This window comes from Mesorhizobium sp. KR9-304, from assembly GCF_040049215.1.
Taxonomy (GTDB): Bacteria; Pseudomonadota; Alphaproteobacteria; order Rhizobiales; family Rhizobiaceae; genus Mesorhizobium_K.
Window position 1 is genome coordinate 68,066 of record NZ_JBDZDN010000004.1, and the last position, 15,915, is coordinate 83,980.

General features: G+C 63.1%; 19 protein-coding genes. 14 read left to right on the forward strand and 5 right to left on the reverse strand.

What is annotated here, in order from left to right; genetic code table 11:
* The first annotated feature begins 2 nt into the window (after positions 1-2).
* The 3 genes from ABLE71_RS19875 (at position 3) to ABLE71_RS19885 (ending at position 1,528) form a co-directional block, all read left to right on the forward strand.
* Positions 3-740, forward strand: a complete 738-nt coding sequence (locus ABLE71_RS19875) for a pseudouridine synthase (protein WP_348785220.1) — start codon at positions 3-5, stop codon at positions 738-740.
* A gap of 68 nt (positions 741-808) precedes the next feature.
* On the forward strand, positions 809-1,162 hold the full coding sequence (locus tag ABLE71_RS19880) for a DUF1428 family protein (RefSeq protein ID WP_348785221.1): 354 nt from the start codon (positions 809-811) through the stop codon (positions 1,160-1,162).
* 111 nt (positions 1,163-1,273) lie between these two features.
* A complete protein-coding gene (locus ABLE71_RS19885; protein WP_348785222.1) occupies positions 1,274-1,528 on the forward strand; it encodes a hypothetical protein in 255 nt (84 codons plus the stop codon).
* A gap of 47 nt (positions 1,529-1,575) precedes the next feature.
* Here ABLE71_RS19885 and ABLE71_RS19890 read toward each other — a convergent pair whose 3' ends face one another.
* Positions 1,576-1,980: a Kazal-type serine protease inhibitor domain-containing protein gene (locus ABLE71_RS19890; protein WP_348785223.1), complete on the reverse strand. Its 405-nt coding sequence runs from the start codon at positions 1,978-1,980 to the stop codon at positions 1,576-1,578.
* Between the two features lie 578 nt (positions 1,981-2,558).
* Between ABLE71_RS19890 and ABLE71_RS19895 the strand changes: the two genes are divergently transcribed.
* From ABLE71_RS19895 to ABLE71_RS19910, 4 genes are all read left to right on the forward strand, one after another.
* On the forward strand, positions 2,559-2,771 hold the full coding sequence (locus ABLE71_RS19895) for a cold-shock protein (protein WP_348785224.1): 213 nt from the start codon (positions 2,559-2,561) through the stop codon (positions 2,769-2,771).
* A 123-nt stretch (positions 2,772-2,894) separates the two neighbouring features.
* Positions 2,895-3,317, forward strand: coding sequence for a hypothetical protein (locus ABLE71_RS19900; RefSeq protein WP_348785225.1), 423 nt, complete (start codon positions 2,895-2,897; stop codon positions 3,315-3,317).
* 310 nt (positions 3,318-3,627) lie between these two features.
* On the forward strand, positions 3,628-3,840 hold the full coding sequence (locus tag ABLE71_RS19905; RefSeq protein WP_121581102.1) for a cold-shock protein: 213 nt from the start codon (positions 3,628-3,630) through the stop codon (positions 3,838-3,840).
* 163 nt (positions 3,841-4,003) lie between these two features.
* Positions 4,004-4,420: a BA14K family protein gene (locus tag ABLE71_RS19910; RefSeq protein WP_348785226.1), complete on the forward strand. Its 417-nt coding sequence runs from the start codon at positions 4,004-4,006 to the stop codon at positions 4,418-4,420.
* A gap of 81 nt (positions 4,421-4,501) precedes the next feature.
* Here ABLE71_RS19910 and ABLE71_RS19915 read toward each other — a convergent pair whose 3' ends face one another.
* A complete protein-coding gene (locus ABLE71_RS19915) occupies positions 4,502-5,143 on the reverse strand; it encodes an MBL fold metallo-hydrolase (RefSeq protein WP_348785227.1) in 642 nt (213 codons plus the stop codon).
* A gap of 373 nt (positions 5,144-5,516) precedes the next feature.
* On the opposite strand from ABLE71_RS19915, the gene ABLE71_RS19920 reads away from it, so the two are divergent.
* Positions 5,517-6,026: a cytochrome P460 family protein gene (locus tag ABLE71_RS19920; protein ID WP_348785228.1), complete on the forward strand. Its 510-nt coding sequence runs from the start codon at positions 5,517-5,519 to the stop codon at positions 6,024-6,026.
* A 128-nt stretch (positions 6,027-6,154) separates the two neighbouring features.
* Positions 6,155-6,817, forward strand: coding sequence for a VOC family protein (locus ABLE71_RS19925; protein WP_348785229.1), 663 nt, complete (start codon positions 6,155-6,157; stop codon positions 6,815-6,817).
* Positions 6,818-6,874: 57 nt separating this feature from the next.
* Here ABLE71_RS19925 and ABLE71_RS19930 read toward each other — a convergent pair whose 3' ends face one another.
* Positions 6,875-7,171 (reverse strand): hypothetical protein, encoded by a 297-nt coding sequence (locus ABLE71_RS19930; RefSeq protein ID WP_348785230.1) that lies wholly within the window; start codon positions 7,169-7,171, stop codon positions 6,875-6,877.
* A 145-nt stretch (positions 7,172-7,316) separates the two neighbouring features.
* Positions 7,317-8,210, reverse strand: a complete 894-nt coding sequence (locus ABLE71_RS19935; RefSeq protein ID WP_348785231.1) for a branched-chain amino acid aminotransferase — start codon at positions 8,208-8,210, stop codon at positions 7,317-7,319.
* Between the two features lie 247 nt (positions 8,211-8,457).
* Here ABLE71_RS19935 and ABLE71_RS19940 point away from each other — a divergent pair, with 247 nt between their 5' ends.
* Positions 8,458-8,997 (forward strand): MarR family transcriptional regulator, encoded by a 540-nt coding sequence (locus tag ABLE71_RS19940; RefSeq protein ID WP_348785232.1) that lies wholly within the window; start codon positions 8,458-8,460, stop codon positions 8,995-8,997.
* Positions 8,984-9,703 carry a response regulator transcription factor gene (locus tag ABLE71_RS19945; protein ID WP_348785233.1) on the forward strand — a complete coding sequence of 240 codons (720 nt, stop codon included), beginning with the start codon at positions 8,984-8,986 and terminating at the stop codon, positions 9,701-9,703. The genes ABLE71_RS19940 and ABLE71_RS19945 overlap by 14 nt, the downstream gene beginning before the upstream one ends.
* Positions 9,704-9,709: 6 nt before the next feature.
* Here the strand turns inward: ABLE71_RS19945 and cls are convergent, their stop codons facing one another.
* On the reverse strand, positions 9,710-11,155 hold the full coding sequence (gene cls / locus ABLE71_RS19950) for a cardiolipin synthase (RefSeq protein ID WP_348785234.1): 1,446 nt from the start codon (positions 11,153-11,155) through the stop codon (positions 9,710-9,712).
* A gap of 339 nt (positions 11,156-11,494) precedes the next feature.
* On the opposite strand from cls, the gene ABLE71_RS19955 reads away from it, so the two are divergent.
* The 3 genes from ABLE71_RS19955 (at position 11,495) to ABLE71_RS19965 (ending at position 15,903) form a co-directional block, all read left to right on the forward strand.
* Positions 11,495-12,790: an ATP-binding protein gene (locus ABLE71_RS19955; RefSeq protein WP_348785581.1), complete on the forward strand. Its 1,296-nt coding sequence runs from the start codon at positions 11,495-11,497 to the stop codon at positions 12,788-12,790.
* A gap of 134 nt (positions 12,791-12,924) precedes the next feature.
* Positions 12,925-14,724, forward strand: a complete 1,800-nt coding sequence (locus ABLE71_RS19960) for an NAD(P)/FAD-dependent oxidoreductase (protein ID WP_348785235.1) — start codon at positions 12,925-12,927, stop codon at positions 14,722-14,724.
* 171 nt (positions 14,725-14,895) lie between these two features.
* Positions 14,896-15,903: a glycosyltransferase family 1 protein gene (locus ABLE71_RS19965; RefSeq protein ID WP_348785582.1), complete on the forward strand. Its 1,008-nt coding sequence runs from the start codon at positions 14,896-14,898 to the stop codon at positions 15,901-15,903.
* The last annotated feature ends 12 nt before the right edge of the window (positions 15,904-15,915 follow it).

Consider the following 15,915-nt stretch of genomic DNA (forward strand, 5'->3'; position numbering starts at 1 on the left):
ACGTGCCGTCGGCCAAACGGCCTTCCGGGCCCGGAGTAAGCATCAACCGCGCGCTGTCGAAGCTCGGTTTCTGCTCGCGTACCCAGGCCGATGCACTGATCGCCGAGGGACGCGTGTCGGTCGGCGGCAAGGTGATCCGCGACGCGTCGCTGCGCGTCGACCCCGATCGCGACCACATCGCGGTCGACGGCAAGCGGGTGATCGGCGAACGCAAGGTCTATCTGATGGTCAACAAGCCGCGCGGGTTGGTCACAACCCGCGACGACCCCCAGAACCGCAGCACGGTTTACGGCTGTCTGGACGGCCTCGACGTGCCCTTCGTGTCGCCGGTCGGCCGGCTGGACAAGGCGAGCGAGGGCCTGCTGCTGATGACCAACGACACGCAATGGGCGTCACGGCTGCTCGATCCTGTCTCGGGCGTTGACAAGCTCTATCACGTGCAGATCGGTGCCGTGCCCGACGATGCGATGCTGGCGAGGCTGCGCGTCGGCGCGGCGGTTGGCGGCGAAACGCTGAAAGCGCGATCCATCGAAACTCTCCGCGCCGGCCAACGCAATACATGGCTCGCGGTCGTTCTCGACGAAGGACGCAACCGCCATATCCGCCGCCTGCTCGAAGCCCATGATGTCGAGGTGCTGCGCCTGATCCGCGTCGCCATCGGCAGATTGGAACTCGGCGACCTCGCCAAGGGTAAGGCGCGGCACCTGACAGCGGAAGAACTGGCGCTTTTGTCAGGCTAAAATGCAGCTCCGTGTCGCAACGATGCCCGCTCGTTCGTCATTTGGGTATTCAACACGGGAGAAACATCATGACCTATGTCGACGGTTTCCTGCTCGCGGTGCCCAAGGCCCGGCTCAGCGAATACAAGGACTTGGCGCGCAAGGCGAGCAAGGTCTGGATGGAGCATGGTGCTCTGAGCTATGTCGAAGCAACCGGCGACGATGTGCCTTATGGCGAGCTGACGTCCTTCCCGCGCGCCGTGCAGGCCAAGGATGACGAGGTCGTCATCTTTGCCTGGGTTACCTACAAGTCCCGTTCGGAACGCGACCGCATCACGAAGCTCGTCATGGGGGACCCGCGCTTGCAGGGCGACATGGACAAAATGCCCTTCGACGGGAAGCGCATGATCTTCGGCGGCTTCGAAGCTTTCGTCGAGGCTTAGACGCGACACGAGCCTACTTGGCCGCAGAAAATTAACCACCGAATCCGGTTCGGCGGGCGCATGCGTGGCTGGACGCTATATATCTGCGAAACCACGAAGTCCGGAAATCCAATGCGCCCGCAATCCATTGCCCTCGCCCTTGCCATCTCGCTTGCAGCCTCCGGTGCCTCAGCCGGCAGCGGCCTGCCGCCAGCATCGAGTAAGCCTGACCCGGCCGCCGAATTCGAGCGCAGTAACGAGCGAAGGAAGCCGAGCGATTGCCACCGGGACGTGCGCAGGCATCGCATCGGCGGCGTTTTGGTCCTGCACCGCCATGTAGGCGACCGCTGCAAGATCCGCGTGGTCAGGGAAATGAACAGCTTCTAGGCGATATGCCCGACGGCGACTCCGCCGGGCATATCGTGGTCCGCTGCTCAGCACTCTCCGTTGCCGACCACCCGCCAGCCGGCAGCGTCCGCCTCGCAAGCGTTACCGAAGGTACGCAAGCGGCCGTCCCGCCGTGCGCAGACCGGCCGATATTCCCTGGTGCAGAAACGCGGCTCGTCGCCGCCACCACCCCCGCCACCGTCCGTGCGGCATTCACCACGGCGGATGACCTGGTAGCCGGCGCGGTCGGCGAGACAGGCGTTGGAGAAGGTGCGCCGCTCGCCATAGCGGCGGGCGCAGACCGGTTCGTATTCCCTGGTGCAATATCCCGGTCCCGGTCCTGGTCCTGGCCAAGGTCCTGGCCCAGGCTCTTCGACGACGGTGCAGGCCGTGAGCACGACCAGACCAGCAAGCGCACCGGCAAGTCCGCGCAGAAAGGTAGCAAAGCGCATCGAAAGGTTCTCCTCCTGTAACTTGCCCCTGCAGCCGATCCTTCACGCGGCGCCGCCTGATTGCAACCCTGGCGACGGATCGGACATCGAAACGAAGGCATTCGCCCTCCGCAGCGACCGCCAGACCCTCAACCCGCGCCTGTCGTCATTGCCAACGTCCTGCGCGCGCCGTCCGGCAGACGGAGTTCGCGTCCGACACCGGAATACCGACGCAGACAGGAATGAAGTCGAAGCAAAACGTTGCATAAAGCGCATCGCCAGCGCCCTCGATCCTGCGATCGTTCGGTCCCGGGAGCATGGGGATTCCGAAATGACGGAAGTTCGGCGCCGCCGGCTGCCCCCTCATCTTGTCAGAACTATGGTTCCATGCGATAAACTCAACCGTTCGGGCGTTTGCTGACCCGGAGACTGGAACGTTTGATCGGCCCTTTCCCCGAAGCTGTGAATATCTGACGGCCCCGCTTTGGCGGGGGGCAATTCATGCGCGAATGCATGGCCGCCAAGACACCACCGGACCTGCCTGCCGAGCGAAGCGGCGGACCAGGGACCAGACTAGCAACGGGTGAAGGAGTTCTCCCATGGCCCAGACCGGTACCGTAAAGTTTTTCAACGCCACCAAAGGCTTCGGCTTCATCACGCCCGATGACGGCGCCAAGGACGTGTTCGTCCACATTTCGGCGATCGAGGCCTCCGGCCTGCGCACGCTCGTCGACGGCCAGAAGGTCACTTTCGACGTCGAGCCGGACCGCATGGGTAAGGGCCCCAAGGCAGTCAACCTGCGCGCGGCCTGATACGTAGTGCCGCCGTTGGCGGCATGACTTGGTTTCCAGGGGCATGGCAATCAAATGCCGTGCCCTTTTCGTGTCGGGCGACCCTTCAGTGATTTAGATTCTCAAGGAGCGTGGGAGCAAGAAATGAAACCGATCCGATCCGTCTGTGCGGTGTTGCTTGCGTTAGGCGTCATGGCCGGAACCGCCGCAGCGATGCCACGGACGCCGACCGTCGAGGGTGACGGCCTCGTCACCAAGGTCCAGGTGGACTGTCATGCTGATGTTCGTCGGCACTATCTGCCGGAATACGATCGCCGTGTTTGGCACCGCCACCGGCAGTCGAACTGCCGTGTCGTGATCGTCGAACCTGAAGACGAATATGACGATCGCCCGAGAGACTGCCACCGTGACGTCCGCCGCCACTATCTGCCCGAATATGGCCGTAGCGTTTACCACAAGCACGTCGGCGAACGCTGCCGGATCAGGGTCTACAATCCGCATCAGGGCGGCGGTTCGAACCGCCCGGGCTGCGTCAAGCTCGGTCCGCTCCTGCTCTGCGAGAACTAGGGTCAGCGAAGCGGCAGAACAAACGAATGCCGCGGTCCCCTGATGGGGGCCGCCGCTCAGTCTCGGCGGCTGGAATAAGTTTCCGCTTGCCCGTGGCCTAAAAATAAAGGAACAATTTAGCTTCGGGCATTTGCCGGCCCGGAAACGATAGGGGATTGCGCCCGGCTACAAGGGGTTCCGGGCGTACCGCTTTAAGTGGACGGCAAAGTCCCGATGCGGAAGAACCTGTTCCGCTCCTCCGGCAGGTGTCGAGCCAAGTTGGATGAGGGGTCCGCCTGGCAAGCATTGTTATGGGATAGAGGAGTTTCCCATGCCGCAGACCGGCACAGTCAAGTTCTTCAATCACGCAAAGGGCTTCGGCTTCATCACGCCGGAGGGCGGAGAGAAAGACGTATTCGTCCATATTTCGGCCGTGCAGGCTTCAGGCTTGCCAGGCTTGGAAGACGGCCAGAAGGTCAGTTTCGACACGGAACCGGACAAGCGCGGCAAAGGTCCGAAGGCGGTCAATCTCACCGTGCTCTGATCCGGCGTTGTGCCGGGCGGGCGAAATCGTCCTGGCTGCCGGCGTTTTGAAGAGCGTCGGCGCTATGCGGTTCGCGTTCAGGCGGCGTTCACTTTCGCCGCCCTATTCTCCTTGCAATGGCCGGCTCTGCTTGCTGACGCGAGCCGGCACGAAGGAGACGAAGATGAACCGCTTTTTCAGAACCGCGACGTTGTCCGTTGCGGTTGCAGCCACCTCATTAGCCACCCTGCCGGCCGCAAATGCGGGCGACCGCGAGTGGCGTCACCATGGTCGGCACTACCATCGTTCGGGCGGCAACGACCTCGCCGTTGCCGGCATTCTCGGGCTTGCGGCCGGCGCGCTCGTAGTCGGTCTGGCGTCCCAGCCCGAGCCGGTCTACGCCAACCCTTATCGCCAGCCCAGGCCACGTCCCGTGCGCGACTACCCCGAGACGGTCTATCTCGACGACTATGCCGGCGGGCTGGAGCCGTGGAGCGCCGGATGGTACGACTATTGCTCCAGCCGCTACCACAGCTTCGATCCGCGGTCCGGCACCTTCGTCGGCTATGACGGCCAGGAGCATTTCTGCGTCGCCAACTGACGGTCCGTGCATGACGGCAAAGCGGCGTGGTCCGATGGCCCACGCCGCGCCTTGTCTTGAGCAGACGCGAGCGGCCGTCTTTCAGACGAGGAACGGATTGCTGCGGCGTTCCTCGCCGAACCGCCCGCCCGGCCCGTGGCCGCAGATGAATCCTATCTCGTCGCCGAGCGGCAGAAGTTTCTCCTTGATCGAGCGGATCAGCGCGGCGTGGTTCCCGCCCGGCAGGTCGGTGCGCCCGATCGAGCCGCGGAACAGCACGTCGCCGACATGCGCGAACTGCGCGGCGCGATTGTAGTAGACGACGTGGCCCGGCGCATGGCCCGGGCAATGCAGCACCTCGAACACATGCTCCCCGAACGACACCATGTCGCCCTCGGTCAGGAAGCGATCAGGTACGCAATTGCGCACCGCGCCTCCGACGCCGAAGCGCTTTGCCTGGTTCTCGATATTGTCGAGCAGCGGCTTGTCGGCCTCGTGCGGACCGATGATCTCCACGCCAAGCGCTTCCTTCAGTTCCATCGCCCCACCGGCATGGTCGATATGGCCGTGCGTCAGCCAGATCGCCGTCGCCTCGATCCCATCCCCCTTTAGCGCTGCGAGAATCTGGTCGACGTCGCCGCCGGGATCAACGACCACGCCGGTCTTGTCGTCCATGTCGAACAGGATCGTGCAGTTCTGCTGGAACGGGGTCACGGGCACGATACGGGCATTGAGTTGACCCATGAATTCTCCTTCGCTTCTCGCCCCTGATCTAGAGCGGATCGAAAGCGGAAAGAAGAGACAAATCGTATGGCGAAACAGGGATGGCCTGCACGACCGATACGGACCGGAGCCCGCCCCAGCCGTCCGCACCAAGTGCGGCAGGCTTGTCAGATTTCACGAAGTTGATGTAAGGTAAAGTCGTCAGCCTGGTGTTCCTGAAGAACATCCAAGAGCATGCCTGCAGACATACGACAGTGCAGCAAGGCCAGACGATCCCGACTACAGAATAGGCGCCGTGCCGACTCGCTCCCGTGATGACCACTGACTTTTCGTTTTTAATGAAGGAGGAGGACTCATGAGGAGGACTGCTTTTGGCTTACTGGGAATTATCGCCATGACCGCAATTGCTGGCAGCATGGCCCTGGCCGCGAAGAACAAGGACTCCGTGGCAGTACCAGGCGGGCTCGCCCTGTCTGAATGCTCTGGATATGAGGATTGGGCGGCTGTCTCGGTCAGCCGTCCGCAAGATCCCGAGAAACTTAATCTGATCGTCGCCAACCCCGAAATGATCGCGGCGTACCTCGCCGGCATTGCCGACAATGGCAAGCCGTTCCCGGATGGTTCCAAGATCATGAAGATGTTGTGGCTGCCGCAAGCGAACGAGGTGGCTCCTTTTCCCGTTCAGGAACCCGGCACCCTGACGGGGATCGGCTGCATGGTGAAGGACAACGGGCGGTTCGCGGATACGGGCGGCTGGGGCTACATGCAGTTCGATTACGATTCCGTGTCCGACACATTCAAGCCAAATACGGACGTGCAGGGGAACGATGCGACATGCGGTGCCTCGTGCCATCAGGCGGCCGAGGCTACCGATTTCGTCTTTACGTCCTATGCGAAGCGGTAGGCGCATCGCGGACGGCTGGCCTACGTTCGGGCGAGCGGACGCGACCGTCAGGTTGCTGGGCGTAGAGACGAGTCCCATTCGGACTTCGCACTGTCACTGACCAGCAAAACCAATCTGAGGAGGTCGATATGAGCAATGTTCAGGCGCGTAGCGATCATGCCGGTGCAGCTGCCCCGGCGGCAAAAGGTGTGGTCGCCAAGCTGGAGGTGGTGGCCATCCCGGTTTCGGACGTGGATCGCGCCAAGCGTTTCTATGGCAGTCTGGGCTGGCGGCTCGACGCCGACTTCGTCGTTGGCGACGCATTTCGAGGCATCCAGTTCACGCCGCCGGGGTCGCCGTCCTCGATCCATTTCGGGAAAGGAGTCACTGCTGCCGCGCCCGGCTCCGCGCAGGGACTATACCTTGTGGTGTCCGACATTGAGCCGGCGCGTGCGGACCTCGCCAACCGTGGCGTCGATGTGAGCGAGGTGTTCCATCGCGACGGTCCCGGCAAGCCGGCAGTCAAGGGCCGGGACCCCCAGGGGCGCAGCTACTTCTCGTATGCAACCTTCAAGGACCCGGACGGGAACGAGTGGTTGTTGCAGGAAGTGACCAGCCGGTTTCCCGGCCGGGTGGACTCCAACACCACCGACTACGCCTCCGAGGCGGATCTTGCGGCGGCGATGCGGCGCGCATCGATTGCCCACGGCGAGCACGAGGCGCGGAACGGCGGTCAACGGGACGAAAACTGGCCTGAATGGTACGCCACATACATGGTGGCTGAGCAAAACGGCAAACCATTGCCGCTCTAGCCAAATAAAAACGGGCGGCGCGAGGCCGCCCGTCGTGAGCCGGGTCGCCCCGCCGGCCTACTTCTTCATCGCGCCCATGACTGCGCCGACGATCGCCGTCAGGATCGCGCCACCGCCAACGCCACCGACCGCATCGCCGAGCAATCCGCCCAGCGCGCCGCCCGCGGCCGGGTCGGTACCGGTCGCACCGCCCAGCAGGCTGCCGAGAATGGCGCCGCCGCCGACGCCGCCGACTGCGCCGGCGAGAATCTTGGGCAACTGGCCCATCGCCGCCTGCTTCAATGCAGCGCCCACAGCCTGGCCGCCGATAATACCCGTGATCACCTGCACTATGATTGGGAGAAGCGCTTCCATGACTTGATCCCTCCAGGAAGCCGACCTCGTACGAATCGGCCCGCCAATCAGACGCCGACTGCTACGAAAGTCAAATAGAGATGCCGCAATGCAAACAGGCGGCCAATGGCCGCCTGCATTCCACTCTACGTTGAAGGCAGATATCCTACTCGGCGGCGATGGCGTGCTTGGGCTGCACTTCGGCCGAATAGTCGTTCATCAGAGTCTCGGCGATCTTTCCGACCGTGAATTTGTACGGCCCGATCTCGGAGACCGGCGTCACCTCGGCCGCCGTGCCGGTCAGGAAGCACTGCTCGAAGCCTTCAAGTTCTTCCGGCATGATCACCCGTTCGACGACTTCGATGCCGCGGCGCTTGGCGAGGTCGATCGCGGTGCGGCGAGTAATACCGTCGAGGAAGCAGTCTGGCTTCGGGGTGTGGATCTTGCCGTCCTGGACGAAGAACACATTGGCGCCGGTGGCTTCCGCCACCTGGCCGCGCCAGTCGTACATCAGCGCGTCGGCATAGCCCTTCGCCTCTGCCGCGTGCTTGGAGATCGTACAGATCATGTAGAGGCCGGCCGCCTTCGACTTCGACGGCGCCGTCCTAGGATCGGGGCGGCGATACTCGGCGATGTCGAGGCGTATCCCCTTCAGCTTCTGCGCGGGGTCGAAATAGCTTGGCCACTGCCAGATGGCGATCGCGCAGTTGATGCGGTTGTTCTGCGCCGAGACGCCCATCTGCTCGCTGCCGCGCCAAGCGATCGGGCGGACATAGGCGTCCTTAAAACCCTGCTTCTGCAGGAGAGTACGGCAGGCGTCGTCGATCTCCGAAACGCCGTAGGGTATCTTGAAGCCGAGGATGCGCGCGGATTCGTGCAGCCGCTCGGTATGCTCGGTCAGCTTGAAGATCTCGCCGCCGTAGGCGCGCTCGCCTTCGAACACTGCGCTGGCATAGTGCAGGCCGTGCGTCAGCACATGGATCTTGGCGTCGGCCCATTTGACAAATTCACCGTTCATCCAGATGAACCCGTCGAGTTTGTCGAAGGAAACGGATGTCATTGGGGTAACCTCCCGCGGGCCGGCGCCCACTTTATCGTTGATCTGTCGATTCAGGCCGGGCATTTGCGAAATGCGAAGGCCAAAACTAAGCGCATTGGGGCATGAAGGCAAATTGAAGGAAGTTCCGGAAAAAGCGGTCCGGGCTTGCCTTTTCGTTCGCAATCCGCCGAAAAGCTTGGCAAAAATTATCATCGGGCTAAAACTATGTCAATAGTGCTGACATATTTTTGGCAGGCAAGGATCCCGAATGGCCGAAGGCGCCGCCACAAAACCCATCAGGACAGCCATCACAAGCGATGACGGCATCGACCTCTCGATCATCGAGTTGTTCTTTTTCGCCTATCGGGACTTCACCTCGGACCCGGACCAGATCCTTGCAGACTACGGTTTCGGTCGCGCCCACCACCGTGTTCTGCATTTCGTCAACCGGATGCCGGGCCTGACTGTCGCCGAGCTCCTCGACGTGCTGAAGATCACCAAGCAAAGCCTCGCACGCGTGCTCAAGCAATTGATCGACACGGGCCACATCATCCAAGTCCAGGGGCCGCGCGACCGCAGGCAGCGCGAACTCTATCCGACGGCGAAAGGTCGTGCCCTGGCGCTTGCCCTCGCAAGGCCACAGTCGCGCCGCATCCATGATGCATTGGAGGGAGCCAACGCCGAGGACCGGTCAGTGATAGAGCGGTTCCTCAAGGCGATGGTCAACCCGGAACTCAGGGCGCAGATCGACGATCTGCCAGCCGACAGTGCAGGAAGAATCCCAGGAAAGAGCCATGGAGACCAATGACAGGACGAACCTCCCGGCAACGCCGGGCGACGACGCGCCGCATCTCCTGGTCGTCGACGACGACACACGCATCCGCAACCTTCTGAAGCAATACCTCACCGAGAACGGTTTTCGAGTGACGGTCGCCGGCAACGCCGGCGAAGCGCGTCGCAAACTCGAAGGGCTCGACTTCGACCTTCTCATCATCGACGTGATGATGCCGGGCGAGAACGGCGTCGACCTCACCAAGTCGCTGCGTGCGCAGAAGACCGTGCCTATCCTGATGCTGACGGCGCTTTCGGAAACCGACAGCCGCATCGCGGGCCTGGAGGCCGGCGCGGACGATTACCTGCCGAAACCCTTCGACCCGCGCGAGTTGATCCTGCGCATCAACAACATCCTGCGCCGCGGCGGGCCGGCATCGACGCCGAAGGTGGAGCAGCTCGTCTTCGGCCCCTACACTTTCCAGATCGCCCGCCGCGAGTTGAAGCGCGGCGGTGAGCCGCTGAAGCTCACCGACCGCGAGCAGGAGATCCTGGCGATCTTCGCCGGCCGCGCCGGAGAGACCATCCCGCGCCACGAACTCGTCGCCGGAGAATCCGACGTCGGCGAGCGCACGATCGACGTCCAGATCAACCGGCTGCGCCGCAAGATCGAGCGCGATCCGTCCAACCCCGTCTGGCTGCAGACGGTGCGCGGCATCGGCTACCGGCTGAGCATCGAGTAACCCGCCTCAGAACAGCGGGCCGACAAGGGCGACGGTGTTGTTGATCAGCTTGCGGGGCATCGACCATCCTTCCACCTCCTGCCGGGTCACCTGCCTGGAAATGGCAAGGTATTCCTTCTGGCGCGTGCGCATGGCCTCGGTCAGTTCGGGATCGTAGACGAGAATGTTGTTCTCGTAATTCAGCTCAAGGCTGCGGCGATCCATGTTCGCCGAGCCGATCAAAAGAAGCTCGCCGTCGACCGTCAGCGATTTCGTGTGGAGCAGCCCGCCGACATATTCGTGGATCTTCACGCCCGCCGCCAGCAGGTCGGGGTAGTAGCTGTGGCTCGCCCAACCCACGATCCAGGAATCATTGCGCGCCGGGAAGATGATTGTGGTGTCGACCCCACGATAGGCGCTGGCGCAAAGCGCCGTCTGCAGGGCGTCGTCCGGAACGTAGTAGGGCGTCGTGACGATAATCTCCCGCCGGGCGGCGAATAGCAGCGACTGGAAGACTTCCTGCATGGCCGAGTAGCGCACCGTGGGTCCGGTGCCGATCACTTGCGCCGGCATATCAGTGGCATCGGGCAACGCCGCCGGTGGCCTCAGCAGGTCGCTGAGGTCCTCCCTGACGCCTGCCGTCCAGTCGCCGGCGAAGAGCAACTGGTTCTGATGCGCGATCGGTCCTTCGAAACGCACCATCGCGTCGACCCAGGGCGCATAGCGCGCCTTTACCAGAAACTCCGGATCCGCGCAGTTCTGGCTGCCGCAATAGGTGATCGTGCCGTCGATGACGACGATCTTGCGATGGTTCCTGAGATCGATGCGGCTGGTCAGCACCCTGAGCAGTGGGTTGCCGACGGCCAGTCCGCTCGCCACCTTGATGCCGACGTCGCTCATCGCCTGCCAGTGGGGCGAGCGCACCAGCGCCCGCGAGCCGATGTCGTCGACCATGACGCGGCAGGTCACGCCGCGCACGGCAGCTCGCTTCAGCGCCTCGATCACCTTGCAGCCGTTGTTGTCGGCAAGCCAGATATAAAAGAGCAGATGTACCTGGTCCTTCGCCGCATCGATGTCGGCGACCATCGCGTCGATCGCGGCATTCGAATCCGCCAGCAGCCGCCCCGTGTTTCCGCCGACCGGCCAGAAGCCGCTCACCGAATGGCCAAGGCGAAAGAGGTTCCGGTAACGCTCGGGAACGACGTCATCGCTCCCCTCCCCGACATAGGCTGGCAACTGCGCAAGCGCCGCGCGCACGCGCGCCACCCGCCGCCTGCCTATGTTCACCTCGCCGAGCAGCACGTAGGCGACGATGCCGAGCAGCGGCACGGCGCCGACGACCACCAGCCAGGCCACCCGGGAAGCCGGGGTACGGTTCGGCCGAAGCATGATCCGCGCCATGACGCCCAGCGTCAGCAGGATGCTGAGCGCCGGATAGACGCCGGGCAGTTCGTAGCTGAGAAAGGATGACATGCGCGAAACTTGATTGAATGACGCCCGGGTGAATCGGCGGCATTTGCGCACAATTTGGACGGAAAGACACTAGGGTCAGGATTGTGCGGGCCGGCACCGGCAATACCGTCAGAAAGAGCCGCCCGAAATCAAAAGGCAGGCGCACGGTTCCCGAACCAGCCGGCGTACCCTAGAATAGAGCGACGGCTGTCCAATGGACGAAACGGAAGGGCAATGGCGACAACGGAGATCGAGGCACAAGATCCGCAGCAGGACAGCGGTCCGCTCGCTCGCATCCGGCGCGTCTTTGGCGTCATCTCCTCGAACTGGAATCGCTTTTGGCGGCTGGTCGGCATCTATATGCCCAAGCGGCTCTATGCGCGCTCGCTGCTCATCGTCATCACGCCGATGATCCTTCTGCAGTCGGTCGTGACGCTCGTCTTCATGGAGCGCCACTGGCAGACGGTCACGCAGCGCCTGTCGACCGCGACGACTCGCGACCTTGCCGCTATCATCGACATGATCGAGACCTACCCGGCCGACGACGACTACGCCAATGTCATCCGGATCGCGCAGGAGCGGCTGTCGATGAAGATCGACATACTGCCACCCGATCCGCTGCCGCCGCCGGGCCGCAAGCCGTTTTTCTCCATCCTTGACCAGATTCTGTCCGCCGAGATCACCAGGCGGATCAACCGCCCGTTCTGGATCGACACCGTGGGCGATTCCGACGTGCTAGAGGTCCGCATCCAGCTCGATGATAAGGTGCTGCGCGCCTTCATCCGGCGCAGCCTTGCCTATGCGTCTAACACGCACATCTTCCTGGTGTGGATGGTGGGCACGTCGCTCGTGCTTCTGATGATCGCGATCCCCTTTCTGCGCAACCAGATCAAGCCCATTCTCAAGCTCGCCGAGGCGGCGGAAAGTTTCGGCAAGGGCCGGCCGATGCCGCCCGACTTCCGGCCGCGCGGCGCAGAAGAAGTGCGGCGGGCGGGTTTCGCCTTCATCCAGATGCGCGAACGCATCGAACGCCAGATCGAGCAGCGTACCGCGATGCTCACCGGCGTCAGCCACGACCTGCGCACGATCCTGACCCGTTTCAAGCTGCAGCTCGCGCTATCCGGATCGAAGCGTGACGTCGGAGCGCTCAACCGCGACATCGACGACATGCAGTCGATGCTCGAAGGCTATCTCGAATTCGCGCGCGGAGAGGCCGCGGAAGACCCCGGCCGCTTCGACCTGGCAGCCTATTTCGACAAGCTCGCCCAGGAGGCCAAGCTGCACGGGCGCACGCTGGCGACCACGTTGACCGGCGATCCGACGATCCATGTGCGGCCGAATGCCTTCAGCCGGCTGCTCGCCAACGTGATCGGCAATTCGCTGCGCTATGCGATGAACGTCAAGGTCGAGGCAATCCATACACGGGGGTCGCTGACCGTCATCGTGGACGACGACGGCCCCGGCATTCCGGCGTCGAGCCGCGAAGACGTGTTCAAGCCGTTCGTGCGCCTCGACGAGGCCCGCAACCTCGATGCCAGCGGCACCGGCCTCGGCCTCGCCATCGCCCGTGATGTCGCCCGCAGCCACGGCGGCGACATCACGCTGGACGACAGCCCGATGGGTGGCCTGAGGGCCATCGTGCGCGTTCCGGCCTGATCGAGGCGGCGCAAACGGCACGGCAGCCAACATCGATGTAGCGCATGTCCGATCTTTGCTCGTAGTGTTGAAGCGCACTCTGCCCGGAAGGTGGTTTGCGGAGCGACCCGGACATCACGGCATTGGGAGGAACCATGCTCGAAAAGACCTCGAACAAGAAGCTATCCGATTTCCTTGACCGTTTTGGCGGGGCGCTGCAGGCGCGCGACATCGAAACCGCGGCAAGCCTTTTTCACGACGACTGCTACTGGCGGGACCTTGTGATCTTCACATGGAATATCAAGACCATGGAGGGCCGGGACGATATCCGCGACATGCTGACGAACCAGCTTGACGTCACGAAGCCCTTGGGCTGGGCGATCGCCGAGGGCGAGGATGCCGTCGAAACCGATGGCTTGCTTGAAGGCTGGATTAGATTCGAGACCGAGGTCGCGCGCGGCTTCGGCCACATAAGATTGAAGGACGGCCGGATCTGGACGCTTCTCACCACGATGGTCGAGCTCAAAGGTCATGAAGAGCCGGCCGGTTCCACACGCCCGCTCGGCATTCCTGATCGGCCCGAGAAGGGAGGCAGGACATGGAAGGAGGAGCGTGATGCGGAGGCTGCCGAACTCGGCCATTCGAAGCAGCCTTATTGCCTGATCATCGGCGGCGGCCAGGGCGCCATCGGGCTCGGCGCGCGCTTGAAGCAGCTTGGCGTGCCGACCATCATCGTAGAGAAGAACGAGCGTGCCGGCGACAGCTGGCGCAAGCGTTACAAGTCGCTCTGCCTGCATGATCCGGTCTGGTACGATCATATGCCCTACCTGCCGTTCCCTGCGAACTGGCCTGTGTTTTCGCCGAAGGACAAGATCGGCGATTGGCTGGAGATGTACGCCAAGGTGATGGAACTGAACTACTGGGGTTCCACCGAAGCGAAAAGCGCGGCCTACGACGAAGAGAAGGGCGAATGGACGGTCCTCGTTGACCGCGCCGGCGAGAAGATCACGTTGCGGCCCAAGCAGCTTGTCTTCGCAACCGGCATGGCAAGCAAGCCGATCGTACCCAACCTTCCCGGCCGCGACCTGTTCAAGGGAGACCAGCATCACTCCTCCCGCCACCCGGGGCCGGAAGGCTATGCCGGCAAGCGGGCGGTCGTTATCGGCTCGAACACCTCGGCTCATGACATCTGTGCCGCGCTCTGGGCGGCCGGAGCCGACGTCACGATGGTCCAGCGCTCCGCGACCCATGTCGTGCGATCCGAACCGCTGACCGAGCTGGCGACCGGTGTTCTCTATTCGGAAAGGGCGCTGGCCGCCGGGATAACCACCGAGAAGGCCGACCTGATCTCGGCGTCGGTTCCCTACCGGCTGATGCCGGAATTCCAGAAACCGGTGTACGACAAAATCCGCGCGCTGGATGCCGGCTTCTATGCCGCTCTCGATCAGGCCGGCTTCCTGCTGGATTGGGGTGAAGACGAGTCCGGACTGTTCATGAAATACATGCGTCGCGGCTCGGGATATTACATCGACGTCGGCGCCAGCCGGATGATCATCGACGGCAAGATCAAGCTGAAGGTCGGCCAGGTAGATCACCTGACCGAACAATCGGTCGTCCTCGCCGACCGCACCGAACTTCCCGCCGATCTGGTCGTCTATGCGACCGGCTACGGTTCGATGAACGGCTGGGTCGCCGACCTGGTCAGCAACGAAGTCGCGGACCGTGTCGGCAGAGTCTGGGGCCTGGGCTCGGGCACAGCCAAGGATCCGGGACCCTGGGAAGGCGAGCCGCGCAATATGTGGAAGCCTACCCAACAGCCAGGTCTGTGGTTCCATGGCGGCAATCTGCACCAATCGCGCCACAATTCCCATTTTCTTGCCCTGCAGTTGAAGGCGCGCATGGAGGGCATTCAGACGCCGGTCTACGGGCTCCAGGAGGTTCACCATCTAAGCTGATGGACCCCGCTCCCGGAGCGGAGACGGCGCACCTTTGACCGATTCACGCGGCTGTCATGAAACGATGGTCAAAGGCGCGCCATGCGTCATGCCCGAATCAGCGCCGGGGCAATCGGGGAGGCCGGCGACGGCCTTGCCGCCGCGCGTCCGGACGGTCTGAAACGCATCCTCATGGTCACCGACGCCTGGCGGCCGCAGGTCAACGGCGTCGTCCACACGCTGGAGCGGCTGACCGAGACGCTGAAGACCTCAGGTGTGGAGGTCGCGTTCCTGACCCCCAACCTTTTCCGCACCTTGCCGATGCCGACCTACCCCGATATCCGGCTGGCGTTGACGACGCCTCGCCGTGTGCGCCGACTGATCGAAGACAGCAAGGCCGACCACATCCATATCGTCACGGAAGGCCCGCTTGGCCTGATGGCGCGGCGTTTCTGTCTGACAGAGAAGCAGCCTTTCACTACCAGCTACCACACCCGCTTCCCTGAATACGTCACGGCGCGGCTGCCGATTCCAGAGCGCTGGACTTATGGCTGGCTGAGAGATTTCCACAATTCCGGCCAGGGCACGATGGTCGCGACGGCCTCGCTCGCCAGGGATCTGGAAGCGCGGGGCTTCGACAAGCTGCAACCCTGGACGCGCGGGGTCGACATCGAACACTTCAATCCGGCCAAGCGCGGGGAACTCGACTTCCCGAGGCCGATCTTCCTCTGCGTCGGCCGAGTCGCCGTCGAAAAGAACCTTCCGGCGTTCCTCGATCTCGACCTGCCGGGCAGCAAGGTGATCGTTGGCGAAGGGCCCGAATTCGACAGACTGAAGGCAAAATATCCGACAGCCCATTTCCTCGGCCATCGGCCCGGCAACGAACTGGCCGAGATCTACGCGTCGTCGGATGTCTTCGTCTTCCCGAGCCGGACCGACACTTTCGGCAACGTCATCGTGGAGGCGCTGTCGAGCGGCACGCCGGTGGCCGGCTTCCCGGTGACCGGCCCGATCGACATCGTCGGCGACGGCATTGGCGGGGTGGTTGCGGAGGATCTGCGGCAGGCGGCGCTGGACGCACTCAAGATCGACCGCGCCACAGCGCGCGAGCGTGCCATGCGCTACACTTGGGCGGCCTGCGCGCAGATGTACATGGACAACATCCGCGCCGCGCGGGCGTCCGTGTCCGCTCGAACTTGAGCGCGGGCCAAA